This window comes from Paenibacillus sp. OK003, from assembly GCF_900109515.1.
Classification (GTDB): Bacteria; Bacillota; Bacilli; order Paenibacillales; family Paenibacillaceae; genus Paenibacillus; species Paenibacillus marchantiae.
In genome coordinates, this window is record NZ_FOBD01000001.1 from 181536 (window position 1) to 204129 (window position 22594).

Here is a 22594-nt window from a genome sequence, read left to right on the forward strand (position 1 = left end):
GCAACAACCATAGAGATAAACATAAGGAGGAGATGGCATGTCTGAACTGGGTCAGCAGTTAAGAGAGGCCCGGCTGCAAAAAGGGATGAGTCTTGACGATGTACAGGAAATGACTAAAATTCGCAAGAGGTATTTGGAGGCAATAGAGGCAGGAGACTACAAAGTGCTGCCTGGTAGCTTCTATGTGCGTGCATTTATCAAAACCTATGCAGAAACGGTGGGACTAAATCCTGATGAGCTGCTGGAGGGACATAAGAAAGATGTACCTGCAGAAGAAACGGAAGCAACCATGGAGCCGGTTATTCAAAAACGTTCAAGTCGTCCAGTAGAGCGCAGTAACCGCTGGATGTCTGTTGCGCTGATGTGGACTTTTCCGATATTAATTCTTGTGCTGTTGTACGTGTATGTGGTGATGAACAAGAATGATTCGGATACACAAGGGCTGGATCAGACGAAGATCACAGACAGCCAGCAGCAGCCTCAAGATAAACCGGATGAGCCTACAGATAATGGTCAAGCCTCTAATCCTCCAGTTAACGAATCCGGTAGCGGAGAAACGAATGAAGGCGAGGCAGGCGGTAACGGTGGCGGAACGGCCGAGGGACAAACTGACGGACAGACGGATGGGCAAACGACGGGTGAAAATGAAGAGAACCCAACGGATAATACGCCAGCTTCTGTAACTGTTGCTGAAGACGGAAAATCAGGCAATATTACGAACTTCAAAGTAAACGGCAGTGCAGGGCAGCCTGTGACCGTTACAATTAAAGCAACGGGGCATAGTTGGCTGGAAGTATACAAGGGCGAGAACTCTAGTGGAGAAAAGTTGGAGTACGGCAACACCGCTGAGGGAGACAGTTATACTTTTGAATTGGACAGTGCAGGAATGTACATTAAGTCCGGTTACGCTGCAGCGACCACAATTGAGGTTGCAGGGCAGGTTGTGACAGACGGGAAAGCAACAAACCGCATTCGGTTAAGACTTGGTGAGGATACGTCTTCCACAGGTACTGAAGGCACTACGACGAATGAAACAGGAAGCACCGGCACTAGCGGCGAATAACCAAAGTTTCTGCGGGAGACACTAACCATGTCTTAACTTGCAGTCAACTTTTGGTGAAGTGAGGTGGATGGCTGTGACAGTCAGCTGGATCGTAACAGGTTTGGGGATCATTGTCAGCCTCCTGGGTTATTACTTGACTCCAACTGCCTGGGGTTACGGAATTTTGGGCTTTGGACTTGCACATGTGCTTCTGGGTGTGCTCGACATGTTCAGACAGCCTAATCGCAGTCGTTATTAGAAGGGCAGCCGCACGAAAAGCATTTTTGGCAACCATCTCAAGTGGCAGCCAAGAATGCTTTTTTATTTTGAAAAATCTCATAAAATTAGACTTTTGCTTGGCGTATCCTCTATAATGTTACAGAACATATGATTAACTGAAAGGGTGACTGGTTTGAGTTCAGAAAATTCATTTGATATCGTGTCCAAAATGGACTTGCAGGAATTGACAAATGCCGTTACACAAACGGAAAAGGAAATTGGCACGCGTTATGACTTCAAGGGCAGCAAGAGCAGTCTGAAACTGGATAAGGATGCGTTAACGATCGTATCTGATGATGAGACCAAACTCAAGGCTGTTATCGATGTGCTTCAATCCAAGATGGCAAAGCGGGGTTTACCTTTAAAAAACATTGATTATGCAAAAGTGGAGCCAGCTTCTTCAGGTACAGTCCGCCAGCGTTTGAATTTCAAGCAGGGGATTGATCAGGATATCGCTAAAAAAATTAATATTTTGATTCGTGACTCCAAGATGAAAGTGAAGAGTCAGATTCAGGGAGATCAGCTCCGGGTAACAGGTAAAAGTAAAAATGATTTGCAGGCAGTTATGCAGTTATTGAACGGTGCCAATTTGCCTTTGGACCTGCAATATACAAATTTCAAATAATATCTCCTTTTTGTAGCTAGACGTGTTTTTTGACACTGCAATTGGCGTATATTATACTAAGTGTGCATTGCTGGCAGATAAGCATCAAAGCCCAGTCATCATCGTTTGCTGACTTTGTGAAAAGCAGTACATCTTCTGAAAGTCACCGGAACGTTTAAAACGGTTTTGCGTTTGAACGGTTGACTTTATTTTTTGCGTTTTTACATAGCGAGAGCACGTTTAGTGCTGATTGACAGTGAAACTGTAAATTTCATGTTCCGGATGATGAATACGGGATTAAGATGAATGTTTGGAGTAATGGAGGATAAGAGGGAGGGCGTCTTGTGAATTTACCCAACCGGATTACGCTTGCACGAATTTGCTTAATCCCTTTTTTGATGGTGTTCCTGCTCGTAGATTTTCCGTTCTATCCAGAACCGTTGCAATTGGGAAGCTTATCGCTTCCGTATAATCAATTAATTGCTGCTGTCATTTTTATCATTGCAGCAAGTACCGATGGAATTGACGGCTATCTGGCGCGGAAAAATAATATGGTCACCAATCTGGGGAAATTGCTTGATCCGCTGGCTGACAAGTTGTTGGTTACTGCGGTGCTGATTTCACTTGTGGAAATGGGTAAGTTGGATTCCTGGATTGCTGTGGTCATTATTAGTCGTGAGTTTGCGGTTACCGGCTTGCGTCAGATTGCATTATTGGATGGTTCGGTTGTTGCGGCAAGTGCCTGGGGCAAACTGAAGACCGTCGTGCAAATTGTGGCGATTGTGCTGCTGCTGCTGAATAATTTCCCGTTCTCATTCACGGGTATTCACATGGACGTGATCGCCGTTTGGGCTGCAGCGATTATTACGATTTGGTCAGGCATTGATTACTTTATCAAAAACAAAAATTTGCTTCATTTATCAAAAGTGTAACGTTTGAGGTTAAATGGGGAACCAAGAAGAAATCATTTGTACGAAGGGCAATAGGAAATCATCCTATTGCCCTTTGATCACTCACCACGTGTACAGGAGGATGCTGAATGAAGGCAGAAATCATTGCAGTTGGCACAGAATTGTTGCTTGGACAAATTGTGAATACCAATGCCCGATATTTATCTCGTGAATTGGCTGCGATCGGGATTGACGTATATTTCCAAACGGTGGTTGGTGATAATCTAAATCGACTTAGTGACGCCATTCGCATCGCTCAGAGTCGTGCAGACGTCATTTTATTTTCCGGTGGCATCGGTCCTACACAGGATGACTTGACCAAGGATGCGATCGCGGCAGTCTTGAACCGCAAGCTGCATACAGATCGAATGGCCATGGACAAAATCGAGAGTTTCTTCCGAGATCGTAATGTAGACATGACCGAAAACAATCGTCGTCAGGCGATCGTTATAGAGGGCGGGACACCGCTGGCGAACGAAACAGGCCTTGCCGCAGGAAATGCGATTTCCGACAATGGCAAGCATTATGTAGTGATGCCTGGACCACCGAAAGAGCTGATTCCTATGTTTGAACAGGAAGTTAAGCCTTGGTTGTTCCAGCATGTACTGACAGAAGAAATGCCGATCTACTCGAAAATGCTGAAGTTTGCAGGAATTGGAGAATCGGCATTGGAAGACAGACTCCTGGATCTGATTGATACACAGACAGATCCTACCATTGCTCCTTATGCAAGTGAGGGAGAAGTTACGGTACGTGTATCTACAAAGGCTCCAAGTGAGAGTGAGGCGAAGCTGAAGCTGGATGCAATGGAAGTTCAGATTCGGGAACGATTGCCAGAGCATCTCTACGCGAACGAGGATGTGCCTATAGAGTACACAATTGTAACGATGATGTCTGATATGGGTCTGACACTTAGCGCGGCTGAGAGCTGCACAGGAGGGCTCGTCATGCAGAGTCTGACATCAGTCCCTGGCAGTGCGTCGATGCTTAAGGGCGGAATTGTATGTTACTCCAATGAAATCAAGGAAAAGCTGCTCCATGTCCCGCATGCCTATCTGGAAGGTGAAGATGCACCGGGCGCAGTGAGTCCAGAAGTCGCCAAAGTGCTGGCAGAGCAGATTCGCATGATTGGGGATGCCGACTTTGGTCTGTCGGTTACAGGTGTAGCGGGACCTGGATATTCTGAACGCAAACCGCCAGGACTTGTTTTCATCGCTCTGGCAGAGCGTGGTAAAGAGACAGAAATTCATGAACTGCGCATTAATGGCAATCGGGAAACGGTTCGGATCCGTTCAGCGAAAGCGATTCTTTACCGTTTGTGGCGCAAGCTTGTGGAGTTGGACTAGTTCACAGCTCGGATTGCATTTGCCATGGCAAGCAAGTATAATAAAGGAAGACGGAAGAACCGTAAAATCAGGCTTTACAGCCTTGTTTACGGTTCTTTTTTCTGTTTAATGGAAAGTTTCCTTGAGGAAGAGGCGCCTCAGCCTTCACAAAAAAACGAATGTATGTTCGAAAAAAAGCTTGGCAAACGTGTTAAAACAAGGTATCATTATCTTATAAACAGTAAAGGGTGTGAGCTTATTGTCAGACCGTCGTGCCGCGCTTGATATGGCGCTCCGTCAAATAGAGAAGCAATTTGGTAAAGGATCCATCATGAAACTGGGTGAGTCGACTCACATGAATGTGGAAATTATACCCAGCGGTTCCTTGGCTTTGGATATTGCATTAGGAACAGGCGGCTTGCCTAAAGGCCGGATTGTTGAAATATATGGACCTGAATCTTCTGGTAAAACAACCGTAGCATTGCATGCTATCGCTGAAGTACAAAGAGTGGGTGGACAAGCTGCATTTATCGATGCCGAGCATGCTCTTGACCCACAATACGCAAGCAAACTGGGTGTTAACATTGACGAATTGCTTCTGTCTCAGCCAGATACGGGTGAGCAAGGGCTTGAAATTGCAGAAGCGCTTGTACGTAGTGGTGCTGTGGATATTGTCGTTATTGACTCTGTTGCTGCATTGGTACCGAAAGCAGAAATCGAAGGCGAAATGGGTGATTCCCATGTCGGTTTGCAAGCGCGTCTGATGTCTCAGGCACTGCGTAAACTGTCTGGTGCAATCAGTAAATCCAAAACGATCGCGATCTTTATCAACCAACTTCGTGAAAAAGTCGGGGTTATGTTTGGTAACCCAGAAACAACACCTGGTGGTCGTGCCCTGAAATTTTATTCCACGGTGCGTCTGGATGTACGCCGTATTGAGAGTATCAAATCAGGAAATGACATGATTGGTAACCGTACGCGTATTAAAGTGGTGAAAAACAAAGTAGCACCTCCGTTTAAACAAGCGGAAGTGGATATCATGTACGGTGAGGGTATATCGAGAGAAGGCAGTATCATTGACATTGGTACTGAGCTGGACATCGTCAATAAAAGTGGTGCATGGTACTCATACGAAGGCGAGCGTTTAGGACAAGGCCGTGAGAACGCGAAGCAGTTCATGAAAGAGCATAAAGATATTGCTGAAATCATTGAACAAAAAATTCGTGTAGCCAGTAACTTGACTACTGCAGTTCCTGCGCCAACTAGCGAAGAGCAACAAAAAGAAGCAGCAGAAGAACAAGAACTATTTGAAATTAACGAGTAACCCTCCCTTGTAGGAAGGGCCCTAGAGGGCGTTGCCCCTCTGAACTCCCAAAGCTTGTCTGATTGAGCTTGGCTCGATCTGGCTTGGGGTATGGTGTGTGCGCTCGCGCTGTCCAACAGCCTCTGTCCGAATGGGCAGGGGCTGTTGGCATGATTACTATTTGTGAGAGGCCGGACATTGTTTCCGGCCTTTTGTATTAGTATCTGATATTTCTTTTGAAATACGTTAAACGTATGAGGTTTAGATGGAAGGGGAGACCGACATGGATCACCATGAAGATGATTTATATGAAGAAGCCGAGCTGGAGGGAATCTCCCAATTCCCGGATAACGAAGAACTTACCATTACACGAGTAGAACGAACGAAGAGCAGGGAAGCTCGTTACCGAATTACCTTTGGTTTGTATTCAATTACGGTGCTTGAAGATGTAATGATTAAATATCGGATGACCCGGGGAAATACGTTTCTGAAAAAGGACTTGGAAGACATCATAGTAGCTGACGAACGACAGCGGACGTATGTGCAGTCTTTGCGATATCTGGAGCATAAACCCCGCACACGCCATGAATTAAGTCAGAAGCTTCGGCAAAAAGAGTTTGCTGCATCGTTGATTGAAGAGGCCCTGGATCGGCTTGAACGAGAGAATTTGGTCGATGACGAACTGTTTGCGAAGGAATGGACTCGTCAGCGTATGGAGGGCCAGCGGAAGGGAAAACTGTGGATAAGGCAAGAGCTGCGTCAGAAGGGCATTGCCAATGAGCTGATTGCTGAAGCACTTGAAGGTGTAAGTACAGATGCGGAATTTGAGGCGGCTCTAACCGCCGGACGCAAAAAATGGAATCAGGTCAAAGGAGACATCCAGGAGAAGAAACGTAAAACGCTTCCCTTCTTGATGCGACGAGGTTTTTCCATGGATATGGTGCGTCGGGTCGTGAATTGTTTAATTGAAGAAGACGAGGCTAAAGACCCCGAAGATGACGAAGCGTTGTTATGGGATTAGCAGACTGGACTCACTATACTGCATTCTCTTGACAATTTCTTTCGTCAAATACTAAAATGGACATGAGTCTGTAAGAAATGGACAACCCTTTTTCCTTCCAAAAAAGCGGTTTCTGTTTTTTAAGATTTATACCATTCATGATTATGGGTTCGCCAGAGACGGTGAATAGTACATGGCAACATGTACACTTGAAATGAAAATCGGCGGGGGATCGCCGTGAGTATTCGTTATTCCCAAAAATATGTTAGGTTTGAAAACTGCAAATTGACCCAAGGAATGCCTTGGAGGAACCAACGAGGAGGTGAACAGTATGAATCCTGCAATCACGATCGCTCTCGTTGCAGCCGCGCTATTCATTGGGTTCGGAGTAGGATATTTTATTCGCAAATCTCTTGCAGAAGCTAAGATCTCCAGTGCGGAAGAAGCTGCCGTACAAATCGTGGAGAACGCGAAGAAAGAGGCAGAAGCACTGAAGAAAGAAACGGTGTTGGAAGCGAAGGATGAAATTCATCGCATTCGCGCCGAAGCTGAAAAAGACACTCGTGAACGTCGGAATGAAATTCAACGACAAGAAAGACGATTGTTGCAAAAAGAAGAGTCGCTGGATAAAAAATTGGAATCACTCGAACGTAAAGAAGAGCAAGTGGCTAACAAAGAGAAACGAATTGATGAGACACAGCAGCAGATCGAGATGATCTACAAAAACCAGGTGACGGAGCTGGAGCGCATATCCAACCTCACTATGGAAGACGCACGCAGTATCATACTGTCCAACGTAGAACAGGAAGTTCGTCATGAGACGGCTCAAATGATCAAGGACATTGAACAGCAAGCGAAGGAAGAAGCGGACAAAAAGTCCCGCGAGATTATTACACTCGCTATCCAACGCTGTGCGGCTGATCACGTGGCGGAGACAACGGTATCCGTTGTTACTTTGCCAAATGAAGAAATGAAAGGCCGGATTATCGGTCGTGAAGGACGTAACATTCGTGCGCTTGAAACCCTTACCGGGATTGACCTCATTATCGATGATACGCCAGAAGCTGTTATTCTGTCGGGCTTTGACCCGATTCGTCGTGAAATCGCCCGTACTGCCCTCGAAAAACTGGTGGCTGATGGACGTATTCACCCGGCACGGATTGAAGAGATGGTGGAAAAATCCCGCAAAGAAGTGGATGAGCGTATCCGTGAATACGGTGAGCAAGCTACCTTTGAAGTGGGCGTGCATGGTCTGCATCCGGACTTGATTAAAATTCTGGGCCGGTTGAAGTTCCGTACAAGCTATGGTCAAAACGTCTTGAAACATTCGATGGAAGTCGCTTATCTGGCTGGATTGATGGCTGGCGAACTCGGAGAAGACGTAACCCTAGCAAGACGTGCAGGTCTATTGCATGACATCGGTAAAGCGCTGGATCACGAAGTGGAAGGATCACACGTCGAAATCGGCGTGGAACTAGCGAAGAAATACAAAGAACATCCGGTTGTAATCAACAGTATCGCGTCCCATCACGGGGATTGCGAAGCGACTTCGGTTATTGCCATGTTGGTTGGCGCAGCAGATGCGCTCTCCGCAGCAAGACCAGGCGCACGCCGCGAAACGCTGGAAACGTATATCAAACGACTGGAGAAGCTGGAAGAAATTTCGGAATCGTTCGAAGGTGTCGAGAAATCGTATGCCATCCAGGCCGGACGCGAAGTTCGCGTTATGGTACAGCCTGAGAAAATCGACGATGCTGAAGCCTTCCGCCTCGCGCGTGACATCACGAAGATGATCGAGAACGAACTTGATTATCCGGGTCACATCAAGGTCACCGTCATCCGGGAAACCCGTGCGGTTGAATACGCAAAATAGAGCATTACGGAAAAGTGGCCGCAGTAGTGGGCCACTTTTCCTGTTGATAGCCTGTTAAAAGGCATTTTTATAATAAAATTGATGAGCAACAGATAGAGGTCCTGCGAAGTTTCGGATGCTTTGAAGAAGGCTGCGCTTGGTAGGGATTAAGGAGGCAGTAAAATGAAAGTTTTGTTTATTGGTGATATTGTGGGGAATGTGGGGCGTAAGGCGCTGAAGGAAAACCTCCCCTACCTCAAAACGAAGTATAAGCCGCATGTGGTCATTGTAAATGGGGAAAATGCAGCGGCAGGCCGGGGAATCACCGGGGCAATTGCGAATGAATTTTTCAACTGGGGTGTGCATGGCATCACCCTTGGTAACCATACTTGGGACAATAAGGATATATTTGATTTTATAGATGATGAGCCACGTATGATTCGTCCTGCGAACTTTCCTCCAGGAACACCAGGGCGTGGATACACCGTAGTCAAAGGAGAAGGTAAGGAGCTGGCGATTGTCAATCTGCAAGGCCGGACGTTCCTGCCAGCTCTGGATTGCCCATTCCGCGTTGCTGATGAAATTGTAGATGAACTGCGTCAAGATCATAAGTGTATTCTGGTCGATATGCATGCTGAAGCAACGTCAGAGAAAATTGCCATGGGCTGGCATCTGGATGGACGTGCATCGCTGGTCGTAGGTACACATACACATGTGCAGAGCAATGATGATCGTATTTTGCCTGGAGGAACAGCTTATTTAACGGATGCGGGCATGGTAGGGCCGCGTGACGGCATATTGGGCATGGAGCGTGAAGCGGTGCTTCGCAAGTTCTACACCCAGCTTCCGGTACGATTTGTGGTGGATGATGGCAAATGGCATTTCCACGGTGTATTTGTGGAGATTGATGAAGCCACAGGCGCTGCAACACGTATTGAGAAAATTCGTCTGATGGAGGACGAGTGGCGTATGGAATAGGGGTATTGTCCCATTTTGCAGGGAAACCCGACTAAAAAGAAGGAATTTTTTTGCCTCCCGCGAATAACATCTAGTAAGTGGAAACAAACATTCAACATTCCCAGGGAGGTACTTACCATGGAAGTATTAAAAGTTTCAGCAAAGTCCAATCCCAATTCCGTAGCCGGCGCTCTTGCAGGTGTTCTTCGTGAACGTGGAAATGCTGAACTGCAGGCAATTGGAGCGGGAGCACTGAACCAAGCCATTAAAGCGGTAGCGATAGCCCGGGGATTTGTAGCACCAAGCGGAGTTGACTTGATTTGTATTCCAGCTTTTACAGACATTGTGATCGACGGCGAGGACCGAACGGCCATTAAGCTGATTGTGGAGCCCAGATAATACATGCGTTTATGCATTGAACCTGTTTACGAAGTAGACAGGTTTTTTTGCGTTTTATTCCATAACATAGCCGTTTAGAAGGAGAGATTGTGATGCACAACTGGCGAGTAGCCGATTTTCATTGTGATGCTTTGAGTAAAATGCTGATGAACCCTAGCCATTCATTTGAAAATGCTTCACAGCTGGATGTGAATCTGGAACGTATGAGAGAAGGTAACATTGGTTTGCAGGCCTTTGCAATCTATTTGCCCGAAGTGCTTGGCAGAGGAAAGTTTGAACATGTGATGGGCCAGTTGGACACGTACCGCAAGCGAGTGGAGATAACCAAAGAACGAGCTGAAGGCACACATACATTATTGTGGCGGGAACAGCTTGCGCAGATCGGGCAGACCGACAGACCATGGGGACTGCTTACACTTGAAGGTGTCGATGGACTGGAGGGCAATCTCTTTTATCTGGAGTTGTGTTATCAAATGGGTGTCCGGATTGTTGGGCTTACCTGGAACTACGCCAATTGGGCAGCTGATGGTGTATTGGAGAAACGTGGGGCGGGACTTACGGAGAAAGGCAGGGAGTTGGTTCACTTGTGTAATCAAATCGGCATGCTGCTGGATGTATCACATCTGACCGAGAAAGGCTTCTGGGAGCTTGCTGACCTTAGTAAACGTCCTTTTATCGCGTCGCATTCCAACAGTTATGCCATATGCCCGCATGTGCGTAATCTGAAGGACGATCAGATTCGGGCCATTATTGCCCGCGAAGGGCGTATTGGTCTGACGTTTGTGCCTTGGTTTGTGAAGCAGGAAGGTGAAGTGCGTATTGAAGATCTGCTGCCTCATATTGAGCGGATATGTTCCCTGGGTGGGGAGCATCATCTAATGATGGGGTCTGATTTTGACGGAATTGCTACGTATATCCAAGACCTTGAGCATACCGGGCAGTATCCGAAGTTGATAAATACGCTGCTCAAGCACTACGACGAATCACTAGTTCACGGTTGGATGTGGGGCAATGCGATGAGTTATTTAAGAGAAAATTTGCCAAGGGAAAATTTGAAGGTGGAACATGGCAAATCATGATACCGTTGGTCCCCTGAAGAAAATGAGCTGGAAGGAGTAGCCGTCCATGTTCAGATGGATTTACCAAATACAGGGGATTAATGATTGCAAAATAAGTGTATTTCATGAATTTTCAGCAGTTCGTTTTCATTTCACTTCAAAAAGGGGTATAATACCATAGGAATGTTAAGAGCCTGGCTACAGGCCATAGATAAACAAGGAGTGAAATTCACAATGAGCAAAACAGTACCTGTGGGCGTATCTGCCCGTCACATTCATGTATCTCAAGAGCACGTTGAAATTTTGTTTGGTAAAGGCTATGAATTGACTGAGTTTAAACCTCTGTCCCAACCAGGACAATATGCTGCTAACGAAACAGTAGCGGTTATTGGTTCGAAAGGACAGTTTGATAAAGTGCGTATCCTTGGACCTGTTCGTCCGGAAACACAACTGGAAATCTCGATGACAGACTCTTTCGCTATTGGTGTTAAGGCACCTGTTCGTGAATCCGGAAGCATCGAAGGTACTCCAGGTATTACGATTAAAGGACCTGCTGGCGAAGTTACAATCGATAAAGGTGTTATCGTTGCTGCTCGTCACATCCACTTCCATACGTCTGATGCTGCTAAATGGGGCATTGAGGACAAACAATTGCTGAAAGTTCGTCTGGGTGGAGATCGTGGTCTGGTACTGGAAAATGTACTGGCTCGTGTATCGGATTCCTTTGCACTGGACATGCATATTGATACAGATGAAGCTAATGCAGCTGGCGCTCGTAACGGTGATACTGCTGAAATCATCGACTAATGACATGGAACAATCTTCAGCCGTGATCCTGGCGGTTTGAATGAACGTATAAACCTGAGTATATCCACAGCGTCGCTGCATTCGACCTGGGATAGCTCAGGTTTTTGTGTATTTTCGGGCTGTTTAGCAGACCTGCGCAGATTTCGGGATAGGCAAAGGGGCAGCGGCTTTGGATGTGGAACTACAGCCCAATTCATGTTATAATTTGCTGTAATGCTCTTTTGATGTATAAAGCGTGCAAATCACGTGAAACAAGATGAAATAACGATTTTTTATTAATAGAGGCTGTAAGGAGTGACCGAAGGAAATGGCTAAAGACTCAAAAAAGGATTACTCCCAATATTTTGATTTCTCCGATGCCAAAGTAATTTCGCAAGATGAATTCAGCAAAAAGATAAGAATCCGGGGCCGGGAGATTAACATCAAGTCGGAACCCAATCATCGTCAGGAGAAACAACGGGGCAAGGAAGACGTTCAGGTGCTTTACGAAACAGCCGTACCCGATGAACTGAAAAACGTGGGGAAAGGCAAACACTATATCGTATATACGTATGGATGCCAGATGAACGAGCATGATTCGGAGACCATTAAAGGGTTACTTGAATCGATGGGGTATCAGGCTACCGAGGATCGCAAAGAGGCAGATATTATTTTGTTAAACACCTGTGCGATTCGGGAAAATGCAGAAGATAAAGTGTTTGGTGAGCTGGGCCATCTGAAAACCCTGAAAACCGAACGTCCAGGTTTGTTACTGGGTGTCTGTGGTTGTATGTCGCAGGAAGAAGGCGTCGTGAACCGGATCATGCAGAAGCATGGCTTTGTGGATATGATTTTTGGTACACACAATGTGCATCGGCTGCCACATCTGATTCAGGAAGCACTGTTCAGTAAAGAAATGGTTGTTGAGGTATGGTCCAAGGAAGGCGACATCATTGAGAACCTACCGAAAAAACGTGAGGGCATGCGCGGCTGGGTGAACATTATGTATGGTTGCGACAAGTTCTGTACATATTGCATCGTCCCGTTCACACGGGGGAAAGAGCGCAGTCGACGTCCAGAAGATGTTATTGCCGAAGTTCGCGAACTGGCAAGACAAGGCTTCAAGGAAATCACGCTGCTCGGCCAGAACGTTAATGCTTATGGCAAAGACTTCACGGATCTGAAGTATAGCTTCGGTGACCTGATGGATGATATCCGCAAAATCGATATTCCACGGGTGCGGTTTACAACCAGTCATCCACGTGACTTCGATGATCATCTGATTGAGGTGCTTGCGAAGGGCGGGAACCTGGTGGAACATATCCATCTGCCTGTGCAGTCTGGCAGCACGGAAGTGCTGAAACGTATGAGCCGCAAGTACAGTCGGGAACACTACCTGAAGCTTGCTGACAAAATTAAAACTGCCATTCCAGATGTTGTGTTAACCACTGATATTATCGTTGGTTTTCCGGGGGAGACGGAAGAACAGTTCGAAGATACGCTGTCACTAGTCAGGGAAGTTGGCTACGATTTTGCCTATACATTCATCTACTCTCCGCGTGAAGGTACACCTGCTGCAGTGATGGAGGATAACGTGCCGATGGACGTGAAGAAGGAACGTTTGAAACGCTTGAACGAGACAATCAACGCATACAGCCATAGCAGCAATGAAAAGCAGCGTGGCAAGGTTGTTGAAGTGCTGGTCGAAGGTGAGAGCAAACGGAATTCGAATGTTCTGGCAGGACGTACACGCAGCAACAAGCTGGTGCACTTTGAAGGATCTAAAGAATTGATCGGTACTTTTGTACATGTGGAAATCACCGATCCAATGACTTTCTATATTCGGGGCAACCTGCTCACAGAGCCAGTAGCCGCCAATCAGTAATACACAAACCTAATAAGATGAATGTCTTTTTGCACTTGGCGGGTTACAGCCTAGCGTAGCGAAGGTGACGGAATCGATTCTGTAGAAGCGCAGCGTTCGCCTTTGTCTCCAAATTTTAACCACGGACAATTACAATTCGAAAAATCTGGAGACAACAGCGATCGAAAGAACGATCCGTAACCGCAGCGGTCATTCAAGCAGTCAACTGAGCTTAGTGCAATATCGAGTATTTCATCTTATATCATCTCATAGAATGGAGCGATTTCGAGTGGCGCAGGAAGAAGTGCAGTACAACCCTTATGGAATGCCTACCTACGATACGCGCAATCTGGTTATACGCGACGACATTATGGGAAAAGCCAAAGAATTGGCTGATATGCTTGGAACGAGCGAAGAAGTTAAACAGTTCCAACAGGCTGAGTCCAAAATTCGTGATCATGAACGCATCCAGCAATTGATTGCAACGATCAAGAAAAAACAAAAGGAAATCGTTGCTTTTGAAAGCTTCAAAAATGCAGACATGGTCAGCAAAATTGAACAGGAAATTGAGGACCTGCAGGAAGAGTTGGACGGCATTCCACTCGTTACGGAATTCCAGCAAAGCCAAAGCGATATCAATTATTTGCTTCAGCTTGTTATTTCTGTAATTCGAGATACCGTCTCCGAGAAAGTGAACGTGGAGGCAGGTACCGATTCACCACCGACCAGCTGCGGGTAAATAGAAGGGTGCGGACGCAGTCCGCGCCTTTTTTATCATCTCAGACTCCACGTGGTGGGGTTATTTTGTGTGGTGACTCGATCTAAACAACTTCACTGGATAAGACCTGTTCCGTAAGAGCAGGCTTAATATAACGACGAAGCACTTTAGATCAACTACGAAAAGAACCAATGCTGGGAAATCATCAACAACAACATACATCATGGGCTTTATACTTAAAGTGCACTAAAGGGGAAATCAATAATGGGTATTTTGGACAAAATGGTTGAAGAAGGAAACGGAAGATTTTGGGGCTTTCTCGGTTGCCGTTTTATTAAAGGGGACGGAGAAGAAGTGCAGATCGCGTTGACAGCGGGCGAACACCACACCAACTCCATGGGGATTATTCATGGTGGTGTGCTGACATCTCTGATGGATCAGGCGATGGGTATGGTAGCTACAGCGGCAATGGCAGTAGACAGTTGTGTGACGACCAACCTGAATGTGCATTTTCTGGCACCCATGAAACAAGGGGAATTAATCGTGACATCAACGATCCTGCATCAAGCGGGACGTAGTGTGACGGCACAATCTGAGGTCCGGGATGCATCTGGTACGCTGGGGTGTATGGCAACAGCCACATTCCGTATAGCGCGAGTAAAGGCGCAAAACACGGAATCCCAAGGTTGACAAAAGATATTATTATGTCATAATGAAAATATCAAAATGAGAATAGTCGGTGGTGCCCATGAGCGAAAACTACGAACAATTCAATGCTGAAAGCGATGAACAGGCAGCACGTGCCTATAGTTCCAAGAAATATCGTACCCCCGATGGCGTGCCTGCGGATATCGTCATGTTCACCTTGACCAAGCGCGAGCGCAAGACGGTAACCAAGACACTACCCATCCGGGAGTTGAAGGTCATGCTAATCAAACGCAAAGGTTGGCCTTTTGCGGGAAGATGGGCGTTGCCCGGTGGATTTTGTCAGGAAAATGAATCCATCTATGGTGCTGCAAAGCGCGAGTTGATGGAAGAGACAGGTGTGGACGGCGGACATCTGGAGTATTTGAATGTATATAGTCAGCCTGGGCGTGACCCCAGAGGATGGATTATCTCCCATGCGTTTTTTGCGCTGGTAGAGGAATGGATGCTGGAACACCGTCAGGCGGCAGATGATGCTGAGGATGTTGGATTATTTACGATTCAGGAAGCATTGCAGGAGCTTGAGCTCGCCTTTGATCACCGCACGATTATAGAAGATGCGTACCGGCGTATTCAACAGCAAATGCTGGAAACGACGATTGCACGACAATTCCTGCCTCGTGATTTTACACTAAGCGAGTTATACCAAGTGATTCAGAGTGTTGTGCCTGACTTTGAAGAACCGAATTTCATTCGGAAGATCACTTCTACACGTAGCCGCAAAGGCATTGTGGAAGAGGTTCGGGATGAGGAGGGCAACCTGCTAAGCTCCAATCAATACTCACAGCGTCCAGCGCAGTTATACCGTTTTACCGAGCTTGTACCTCGTCTTTCCATCTATACTTAATTCGCAAGCGAATCATGATGGATTGAATCAGAATCAGGATCAACCTATTCTCAAAAAGGGAGTGTGGACGATGAAAGCACTGATTGTAATCGATTTTACACGTGATTTTGTGACAGGTTCGTTGCCTGTAGGCCAGCCTGCTGTGGAGATTGAGGAGACGATTGCAGCGATAACGGAGGCTTATTGCCATAACAAGCATGAGGTTGTTATGGCTGTGGACTTGCATGAAGAGAATGATCCTTACCATCCGGAAACGGCCCTTTTTCCGCCCCATAACATCAGGGGTACGGAGGGCAGACAGCTTTATGGTCGTCTGGCCCAGGTTATGGAAGAACGGGAATCTCAGATTCATTGGATGGATAAAACAAGATACAGCGCATTCTGTGGTACAGATCTGGAGCTGCGGCTGCGTGAACGTGGAATAACAGACATTGCGCTGATCGGTGTATGTACGGATATTTGCGTACTGCATACGGCTGTGGATGCTTATAATATAGGTTTTCACATAACGGTATATGAAGACGCCGTAGCGAGCTTTAATCCAGCGGGACATGATTGGGCGCTTGGACATTTTCGTTCCAGTCTTGGGGCTCAAGTGGTCAAAGCGAGCGATACCGTTCTCGCAGGCTTGAACCTGTAAACGAACCTGTAATTATATCCATCATATTCTGTTGGTTGAACAAGTGTTATGTTGCTGGGGAATATGGTGAATAGGAATAAACCGGAGACTTATGCAATGGTACGTAACCAGAATCATGAATCATGAGCAATGAGTCTCCACATGTTGACCCGTGTCTGTAGGCTAGTCCTGCCGGCACAAGCGGAAGTCAGAGAGGATGAGACAAATGCAGACGACTAGCCTGGCTTTACATACGGATAAATATCAAATCAATATGATGTACGCCCACTGGGTGAATGGAACTCACAAACGGAAAGCGGTGTTTGAAGCCTATTTCCGCAAGCTTCCTTTTGGCAACGGATATGCCGTATTTGCCGGATTGGAACGCATTGTGAATTATATCAGCCAGCTTCGGTTTACGATGGACGACATCAAATATTTATCCAAACAAGAGGAAAATTACGATCCGGTCTTTCTGGAAGAGTTGCTCCAGTTTTCATTTCAGGGGACGATTCATTCCATGAAGGAAGGGGCGCTCGTTTTCCCTGATGAACCGCTCATTCGGGTAGAAGGCTCCATTATGGAGACACAACTGGTGGAGACGGCGATACTTAACTTCATGAATTATCAGACGTTAATTGCAACGAAGGCTTCCCGGATCAAACAGGTGGCAAGTCAGGACACGTTGCTCGAATTCGGAACACGACGTGCACAGGAAGCGGATGCGGCCATTTGGGGGGCGCGTGCCTCGTATGTGGCAGGATTCCATGCAACGTCTAATATGCTGGCTGGAGAGCGCTTTGGAATTCCGACAGCAGGGACACATGCCCATTCATGGGTGCAGAGTTTTATGAGTGAGCAGGAGGCGTTTGACGTCTATGCCAAAGTGCTGCCAGATCAAGTGACACTGCTGGTGGATACTTTTGATACATTGAACAGTGGTGTTCCTCATGCAATCAAGACTGCCAAGAAGCTGGAGAGCCAGGGGAAAAAGATGAACGCCATTCGTCTGGATAGCGGGGACCTTGCGTATCTATCCATTCAAGCTCGGCAGATGCTGGACGACGCCGGACTGGATTACGTGAAGATTGTAGCTTCCAACGATCTGGATGAAAATACAATTTTCAACCTTAAGGCGCAAGGAGCTCGCATCGATACATGGGGAGTGGGCACACAACTAATTACCGCTTCCGACCAACCTTCTTTGGGTGGCGTGTACAAATTGGTGGAGCGTGAAGTGGATGGTGCCATGCTGCCAACGATCAAAATTTCGGCCAATCCCGAAAAAGTCTCCACACCAGGTAAAAAAGAAGTCTTCCGGATCATTGATCCGAAACATGGCAAGGCGATTGCAGATTATATCTGCTATCCAGGAGAAGAGCAGCCGCTACAGGGCGGGCCGCTCAAGCTGTTCAACCCGCTACACCCTTATCTGAAAAAGACGGTAACCCGCTACGAAGCAGTGAACATGCTGGAACCGATCTTTGTGAATGGGCGCAAAGTGTATGAGCTGCCTACCCTGGATGAAATTCGAAGTTATCACCGCGAGCAGATGGATCTCTTCTGGCCGGAATATCTGCGTAAACTCAATCCTGAGATTTACCGCGTAAATATCAGCCCTGCGGCCTGGAATATGAAGCAGAAGCTCATTGCAGAGCACGTGCAATTCACCGAAGAATAAATCAAATAAAGGGGCATAACCGGAAGGAAGTAGACCGGGTTATGCCTTTTTGCTCTTTCAGCATTGTGTTCAAAAAACGACGGATGGTGTGTGCAACATCATGGACAGACCGTCCATAAACTGCGGTATACTATGTTTTCAACGTACGCAGGTCACAAGCCAAATGAAGCAATTATTTCTCGGGAAAGCGCAGGAGACGTCAAATGCTGCATCTTTACGAGCTTACCTTTCGACAGGATCCGTTTCTGTGGCTGTTTCAATTGCTTATCTGCCGGGGATGAATGAAAGAGGAGGTGTAACCATGAAATGGATTTTGGCACTGATCTGGCTGGCCTTCATTGCGTATGCCTGGTTTTGGATACCTGGGCAGTCTCTTGGGAGTGACCCTTATTTTAAAGAGCTGGTTACACTGCAAAGCAAAGAACCCTGGCTACTAACGGTATTTTCGTGGCTTGGGATTTATCCGGCTATTTTCGCTTGCCTGCTGTTAAGGAGGTCAGGGAAAGCGAGAGGATCTCGTGTACCGGCGTGGCCCTTTGTGTTGCTGTCTTTTGGTTTGGGTGCCTTTGCGCTGCTGCCTTATTTTGCGTGGTCCTCACAAACACACAGAGGTTCGGTTTACGAACAACTGTCTTTTGGCAGTCAGCGTGAATCGGGTATTGGACGTGTGGCAGCTCATAAGCTGACCCATGTGGTTCTGCTGCTGCTTACATTGGGCACGGGCTTCTATGCAGTGACTCAAGGCCATCCTGATGTATACATGGAAGCGTTCAGGGAGTCTTCCTTTGTACATATTATGACAATTGATTTCGTCATCCTAACTTTGCTTTCAATGATCGCATTGTTCAGGGATGCTTCTGACAGTCGTAAATCTCGCGGATGGGCCGTTGCAGGGGTGATCCCATTGATAGGCCCCCTCATTTATTTAATGACTAGCCGGAGAGATTGAGCCGGACGGATGCCGACCTTATACTTGTTTAACCTGAAGGCGAACAATTCATGATGCGAATAGAAAAATATGTAAATTTATAATCAAGGAGAGAATAACGAATGAAAAATACTTTTCCTGCCTATGTCGTGCGTAAAGAAGAACAGGGTGGCGTGAAGGCTGCAATGGAGCAGCTGACGAAAGAGGACTTGCCTAATGGTGACGTAACCCTTCAGGTTCAATACTCAAGCGTCAATTTTAAAGATGGTCTCGCCACAACTGAAAAGGGCGGTGTGGTTCGCGAATATCCGATCGTACCGGGGATCGATCTTGCAGGGATTGTAGAGGAATCCGTAAGCGGCCGGTTTGCACCGGGGGATCGAGTGATCAGCACAGGCTTCGAACCGGGCGTTTCTCATTTTGGAGGGTATAGTCAATATGCGCGTCTGCGCAGCGAATGGCTTGTTCCTCTGCCACATGGACTCAGTGAGAAGGAAGCGATGGCAATTGGAACGGCAGGGTTCACTGCGGCACTTTCGGTAGATGCTTTGTTGCGGGCTGGAGTGACTCCGGAGATGGGAAATATTCTGGTGACCGGAGGAACCGGAGGCGTAGGCAGTATGGCAGTAGCTATTCTGGCGAAGCTGGGATTTGAAGTGACAGCAAGTACAGGCAAAAAAGATCAACAGGAGCAGCTGCTTCGGAATCTGGGTGCCTCACATGTCATTTCACGCGAAGAAGCGGATGCGCCAGCCAAGGGAGCAATGGGCAAACAGCTCTGGGCAGGTGTTATTGATCCGGCAGCAGGTCCGGCACTGGCCGAACGTCTTAAACAGATTCAATACGGAGGCGCTGTCGCCGTATCAGGCTTAACCGGAGGGGCTGCGTTTGAGTCCACCGTATTTCCGTTTATTTTGCGGGGGATTCAATTGATTGGGATTGATTCCGTCTATTGCCCGATGGAACGGCGGGAACGGATATGGAAGCTGCTTGGCGGAGAATGGAAGCCGGATCGGGCACTGGAGCTGGGGATTCAGGAAATCTCATGGGCACAACTGCCTCAGACACTGGAAACGATCCTCAAGGGCGGTGCTGTAGGTCGTACGGTAGTGAATACGATGTCCGATACGCCTGCCGAATAAGATTCTTTTCTCCTAGACATGCTAACTCTACCTGAGAGCGTCACCGTGCATGTGGCGGGAAAGGAAGGATGAGTATGCGTGTTAACAGAAAAGGATTGCACTATAGATCTGGACGTGTGAAGTCTGTCTTGGTCAGTATGGTCGTGGTGCTATGTGCAATATCTACAGTGGCGTGTTCAGCATCAAATGTGGAGCAGGAACGGAAAATATATACCCGACAAGCGACGGATGAAGGAAATGTTCGGGCAAAGAGTCAAGGTCACGGGTTGAACGGTCCATTAATTCAGGAGCTGGATGAAGCTTTTGCTGCAAAAGGCATAAAGTTGATGAATAATATGTCCGCGGATGATGGTGAGGACGGAATCTCTTATATGTACCTGCTCAATGGAAGTGGCAGACATATTGTAAAGGTCCACATTTTCAGTGATGTCCCTACAAGAATAGCCCGGGTGAACGAAATGTACGGTATTGATGGCGATGAGGCTGTGATGGAAAATGTACTTGGCAAAACAACGATTCGCAGCAAAGACTACGTGTCACTGGTCTATACGGCTTCAGGTGGAGAAAAGGACGATTATGAAGAAGACGTCATGCAGGTATTCCAGCATGTGCTTGAGCAACTGAAGTAATGGACTCCACTAAAATAAATCCGAAAAACCCGTCTGATTATTCAGACGGGTTTATATATTTCACGCATGACATGCCTCAGTTCAGGCAAAATGAGTTTTTCCATTGCCAACTTGACAGCTCCCCTGGAGCCTGGCATGGAGAATACGGCTGTGCGCCCGATCGTTCCGGCTACCGCCCGGCTAAGAATGGCAGCAGAACCGATATCCTCGGTATAACTGAGGAAGCGGAAGATCTCACCAAAGCCAGGCAGCTCCTTGTCGAGTAGTGAAGACACTGCCTCGTATGTTGTATCTCGGGGTGCAATTCCGGTCCCACCGCTGAGCAGCACGGCTTCGATATCGTCACGAACGGCTGCATCCTGCAGGATGCTTCGAATGGTTTCAGTTTCATCCGGTGTAATGATATATTCGACGATCTGGTAGCCTGAATCGGTCAGCAGCTTATGCATAAGTTGTCCGCTTGTATCAGTGTCCTTGGTACGGGTATCTGAAACGGTTACAATCATACAGGATACCGTGTCAGGGGCTTCCTGACGATGTTGTTCCACTGAATTGGTCATCATGCATCCTCCTCCAATCAACATGTTCTCATAGCATAGACCATTCAGTAGAATGAGGCAATGCACTTGCAAATAGAAGGCCAGGATTGCGCAAAGATTGCCGGATAGTGTACACTCGCTAGGATAGAGATAGACCAGTTCCATTGGATAAATAGAGAGGTGAACAACGATGAGTGAATTAAAAACAAATGAATCATCCATACCTGTATATATATTGTCAGGCTTCTTGGGCAGTGGCAAAACGACACTGCTTGTTCAACTGATTGAACATTGGCAGCAACAAGGTCTCCGGCCCGCTGTGGTCATGAATGAATTGGGTGAAGTCAATCTGGATGGTCAGATTGTGGATGCTTCCGTGCCCATGACGGAAATGTTGGGAGGATGCATCTGCTGTACAGTGCGCGGTGACTTGGGGCTGCAACTTGCTGATCTTGTGCAGGAGGAATCGCCTGATGTCATTATCATCGAAGCAACGGGAGCAGCCAATCCGATGGAGATTCTGGATGCAGTTACGGAAACATCACTTTATTTGCGACTGGAGCTGAAAAGCCTTATTACTGTGGTGGATGCCGCGCATCTGTCAGGGCTGTACCAGGAGCAGAAGGGACAAACCTTCAAGCTGATGCAGGAACAGATTCGCTGTGCGTCTGTACTTCTCCTCAACAAAACGGACCGGGTGAATGAGCAGCAGTTAGCAGATCTGCGGGACCTGTTGGCACGCTGGAATGGTTTCGCTCCGGTATTGCCTACGGTGAAGTGTGAAATCGACATGGATGTGCTGCTTCGTAGCGGAGACCATGTGCATGCCTATCAATCTGTTGAGGAGACGAGTAAACACGCGGATAAGGAACAGCACGTGCATTCTGAGGCTTGTGCAGAGCATGGATGCAGCCATGATCATGGACATGAACATCATGAGCAAGTCGATCATGATCACGAAGGACATCAACATTCTCAGGAAAATGACCATGAACCTCCTCATGACCACAACCATAGTCATAATCATGTCCATCCCCATGCTTCGCATGAACATGTCATGGTATATACGCACTATTTCACCCAGCCGGTGAACAGCGAGGCTTTTGAGCGTTTGATAGCTGAGTTACCACGCGACGTGTACAGGGCAAAAGGGATTTTATCCTTTAGCGATACGTCCAGTCGGTTCTGGTTCCAATATGCTTACCGGGAATCGGATTATATGAAGATCACACCTCAAGGGGATGTGCCTAACGTCGCTGTGTTTATAGGTGAGCACTTCGATCAGTCGATCATTCGCAACCAGTTGCTGGAATTAGAAGCTGCAAATCAGGCTGAATGATTCAAGGTTCCTCCAGACGGGGTATTAA

The 22594-nt window shown here is 47.1% G+C and carries 23 protein-coding genes; 22 read left to right on the forward strand and 1 reads right to left on the reverse strand.

Features of this window, described 5'->3' with window-relative positions; genetic code table 11:
- The first annotated feature begins 37 nt into the window (after positions 1 to 37).
- The 21 genes from BMW94_RS00820 to BMW94_RS00915 all read left to right on the forward strand — a co-directional run bounded on the left by BMW94_RS00820 (position 38) and on the right by BMW94_RS00915 (position 20688).
- Entirely contained in the window at positions 38 to 1063 is a 1026-nt protein-coding gene (locus BMW94_RS00820; RefSeq protein ID WP_090993559.1) for a helix-turn-helix domain-containing protein, read from the forward strand.
- Positions 1064 to 1136: 73 nt separating this feature from the next.
- Positions 1137 to 1301, forward strand: coding sequence for a hypothetical protein (locus BMW94_RS30330; protein ID WP_167434746.1), 165 nt, complete (start codon positions 1137 to 1139; stop codon positions 1299 to 1301).
- A 153-nt stretch (positions 1302 to 1454) separates the two neighbouring features.
- Entirely contained in the window at positions 1455 to 1946 is a 492-nt protein-coding gene (locus BMW94_RS00825) for a YajQ family cyclic di-GMP-binding protein (protein ID WP_017689115.1), read from the forward strand.
- Positions 1947 to 2269: 323 nt separating this feature from the next.
- Entirely contained in the window at positions 2270 to 2857 is a 588-nt protein-coding gene (gene pgsA, locus BMW94_RS00830) for a CDP-diacylglycerol--glycerol-3-phosphate 3-phosphatidyltransferase (protein WP_024630284.1), read from the forward strand.
- A 107-nt stretch (positions 2858 to 2964) separates the two neighbouring features.
- Positions 2965 to 4221: a competence/damage-inducible protein A gene (locus BMW94_RS00835; protein WP_090993560.1), complete on the forward strand. Its 1257-nt coding sequence runs from the start codon at positions 2965 to 2967 to the stop codon at positions 4219 to 4221.
- Between the two features lie 238 nt (positions 4222 to 4459).
- On the forward strand, positions 4460 to 5524 hold the full coding sequence (gene recA / locus BMW94_RS00840) for a recombinase RecA (protein ID WP_053783851.1): 1065 nt from the start codon (positions 4460 to 4462) through the stop codon (positions 5522 to 5524).
- A 262-nt stretch (positions 5525 to 5786) separates the two neighbouring features.
- Positions 5787 to 6524: a regulatory protein RecX gene (locus BMW94_RS00845; RefSeq protein ID WP_090994216.1), complete on the forward strand. Its 738-nt coding sequence runs from the start codon at positions 5787 to 5789 to the stop codon at positions 6522 to 6524.
- A 310-nt stretch (positions 6525 to 6834) separates the two neighbouring features.
- Positions 6835 to 8376 carry a ribonuclease Y gene (gene rny, locus BMW94_RS00850; protein ID WP_053783853.1) on the forward strand — a complete coding sequence of 514 codons (1542 nt, stop codon included), beginning with the start codon at positions 6835 to 6837 and terminating at the stop codon, positions 8374 to 8376.
- A gap of 162 nt (positions 8377 to 8538) precedes the next feature.
- Entirely contained in the window at positions 8539 to 9333 is a 795-nt protein-coding gene (locus BMW94_RS00855; protein ID WP_024630289.1) for a TIGR00282 family metallophosphoesterase, read from the forward strand.
- 117 nt (positions 9334 to 9450) lie between these two features.
- Positions 9451 to 9711 carry a stage V sporulation protein S gene (locus tag BMW94_RS00860; protein ID WP_019005392.1) on the forward strand — a complete coding sequence of 87 codons (261 nt, stop codon included), beginning with the start codon at positions 9451 to 9453 and terminating at the stop codon, positions 9709 to 9711.
- Positions 9712 to 9803: 92 nt separating this feature from the next.
- Positions 9804 to 10790, forward strand: a complete 987-nt coding sequence (locus tag BMW94_RS00865; RefSeq protein ID WP_090993562.1) for a dipeptidase — start codon at positions 9804 to 9806, stop codon at positions 10788 to 10790.
- Positions 10791 to 11003: 213 nt separating this feature from the next.
- Entirely contained in the window at positions 11004 to 11576 is a 573-nt protein-coding gene (gene pduL / locus BMW94_RS00870; protein ID WP_053783855.1) for a phosphate propanoyltransferase, read from the forward strand.
- A 307-nt stretch (positions 11577 to 11883) separates the two neighbouring features.
- Entirely contained in the window at positions 11884 to 13440 is a 1557-nt protein-coding gene (gene miaB / locus BMW94_RS00875) for a tRNA (N6-isopentenyl adenosine(37)-C2)-methylthiotransferase MiaB (protein ID WP_090993564.1), read from the forward strand.
- Positions 13441 to 13708: 268 nt separating this feature from the next.
- Positions 13709 to 14158 (forward strand): YlbF/YmcA family competence regulator, encoded by a 450-nt coding sequence (locus BMW94_RS00880; protein WP_090993566.1) that lies wholly within the window; start codon positions 13709 to 13711, stop codon positions 14156 to 14158.
- A 243-nt stretch (positions 14159 to 14401) separates the two neighbouring features.
- A complete protein-coding gene (locus BMW94_RS00885; protein WP_090993568.1) occupies positions 14402 to 14827 on the forward strand; it encodes a PaaI family thioesterase in 426 nt (141 codons plus the stop codon).
- Between the two features lie 58 nt (positions 14828 to 14885).
- On the forward strand, positions 14886 to 15689 hold the full coding sequence (locus BMW94_RS00890; protein ID WP_062326181.1) for an NUDIX hydrolase: 804 nt from the start codon (positions 14886 to 14888) through the stop codon (positions 15687 to 15689).
- A gap of 70 nt (positions 15690 to 15759) precedes the next feature.
- Positions 15760 to 16329, forward strand: a complete 570-nt coding sequence (locus BMW94_RS00895) for a cysteine hydrolase family protein (RefSeq protein ID WP_090993570.1) — start codon at positions 15760 to 15762, stop codon at positions 16327 to 16329.
- Positions 16330 to 16534: 205 nt separating this feature from the next.
- Positions 16535 to 17989: a nicotinate phosphoribosyltransferase gene (locus tag BMW94_RS00900; RefSeq protein ID WP_090993572.1), complete on the forward strand. Its 1455-nt coding sequence runs from the start codon at positions 16535 to 16537 to the stop codon at positions 17987 to 17989.
- A 301-nt stretch (positions 17990 to 18290) separates the two neighbouring features.
- Entirely contained in the window at positions 18291 to 18938 is a 648-nt protein-coding gene (locus BMW94_RS00905; RefSeq protein WP_090993575.1) for a hypothetical protein, read from the forward strand.
- A gap of 101 nt (positions 18939 to 19039) precedes the next feature.
- The gene (locus BMW94_RS00910; RefSeq protein WP_090993577.1) at positions 19040 to 20059 is read left to right on the forward strand and encodes an acrylyl-CoA reductase family protein; all 1020 of its coding nucleotides are present in this window, start codon (positions 19040 to 19042) and stop codon (positions 20057 to 20059) included.
- Between the two features lie 74 nt (positions 20060 to 20133).
- Positions 20134 to 20688, forward strand: a complete 555-nt coding sequence (locus tag BMW94_RS00915; RefSeq protein WP_090993579.1) for a hypothetical protein — start codon at positions 20134 to 20136, stop codon at positions 20686 to 20688.
- A gap of 41 nt (positions 20689 to 20729) precedes the next feature.
- Here the strand turns inward: BMW94_RS00915 and BMW94_RS00920 are convergent, their stop codons facing one another.
- Positions 20730 to 21251, reverse strand: a complete 522-nt coding sequence (locus tag BMW94_RS00920) for a MogA/MoaB family molybdenum cofactor biosynthesis protein (RefSeq protein WP_090896123.1) — start codon at positions 21249 to 21251, stop codon at positions 20730 to 20732.
- 166 nt (positions 21252 to 21417) lie between these two features.
- Between BMW94_RS00920 and BMW94_RS00925 the strand changes: the two genes are divergently transcribed.
- Complete coding sequence (locus tag BMW94_RS00925) at positions 21418 to 22566, forward strand: GTP-binding protein (protein ID WP_090993581.1); 1149 nt, start codon at positions 21418 to 21420, stop codon at positions 22564 to 22566.
- Positions 22567 to 22594: the final 28 nt, after the last annotated feature.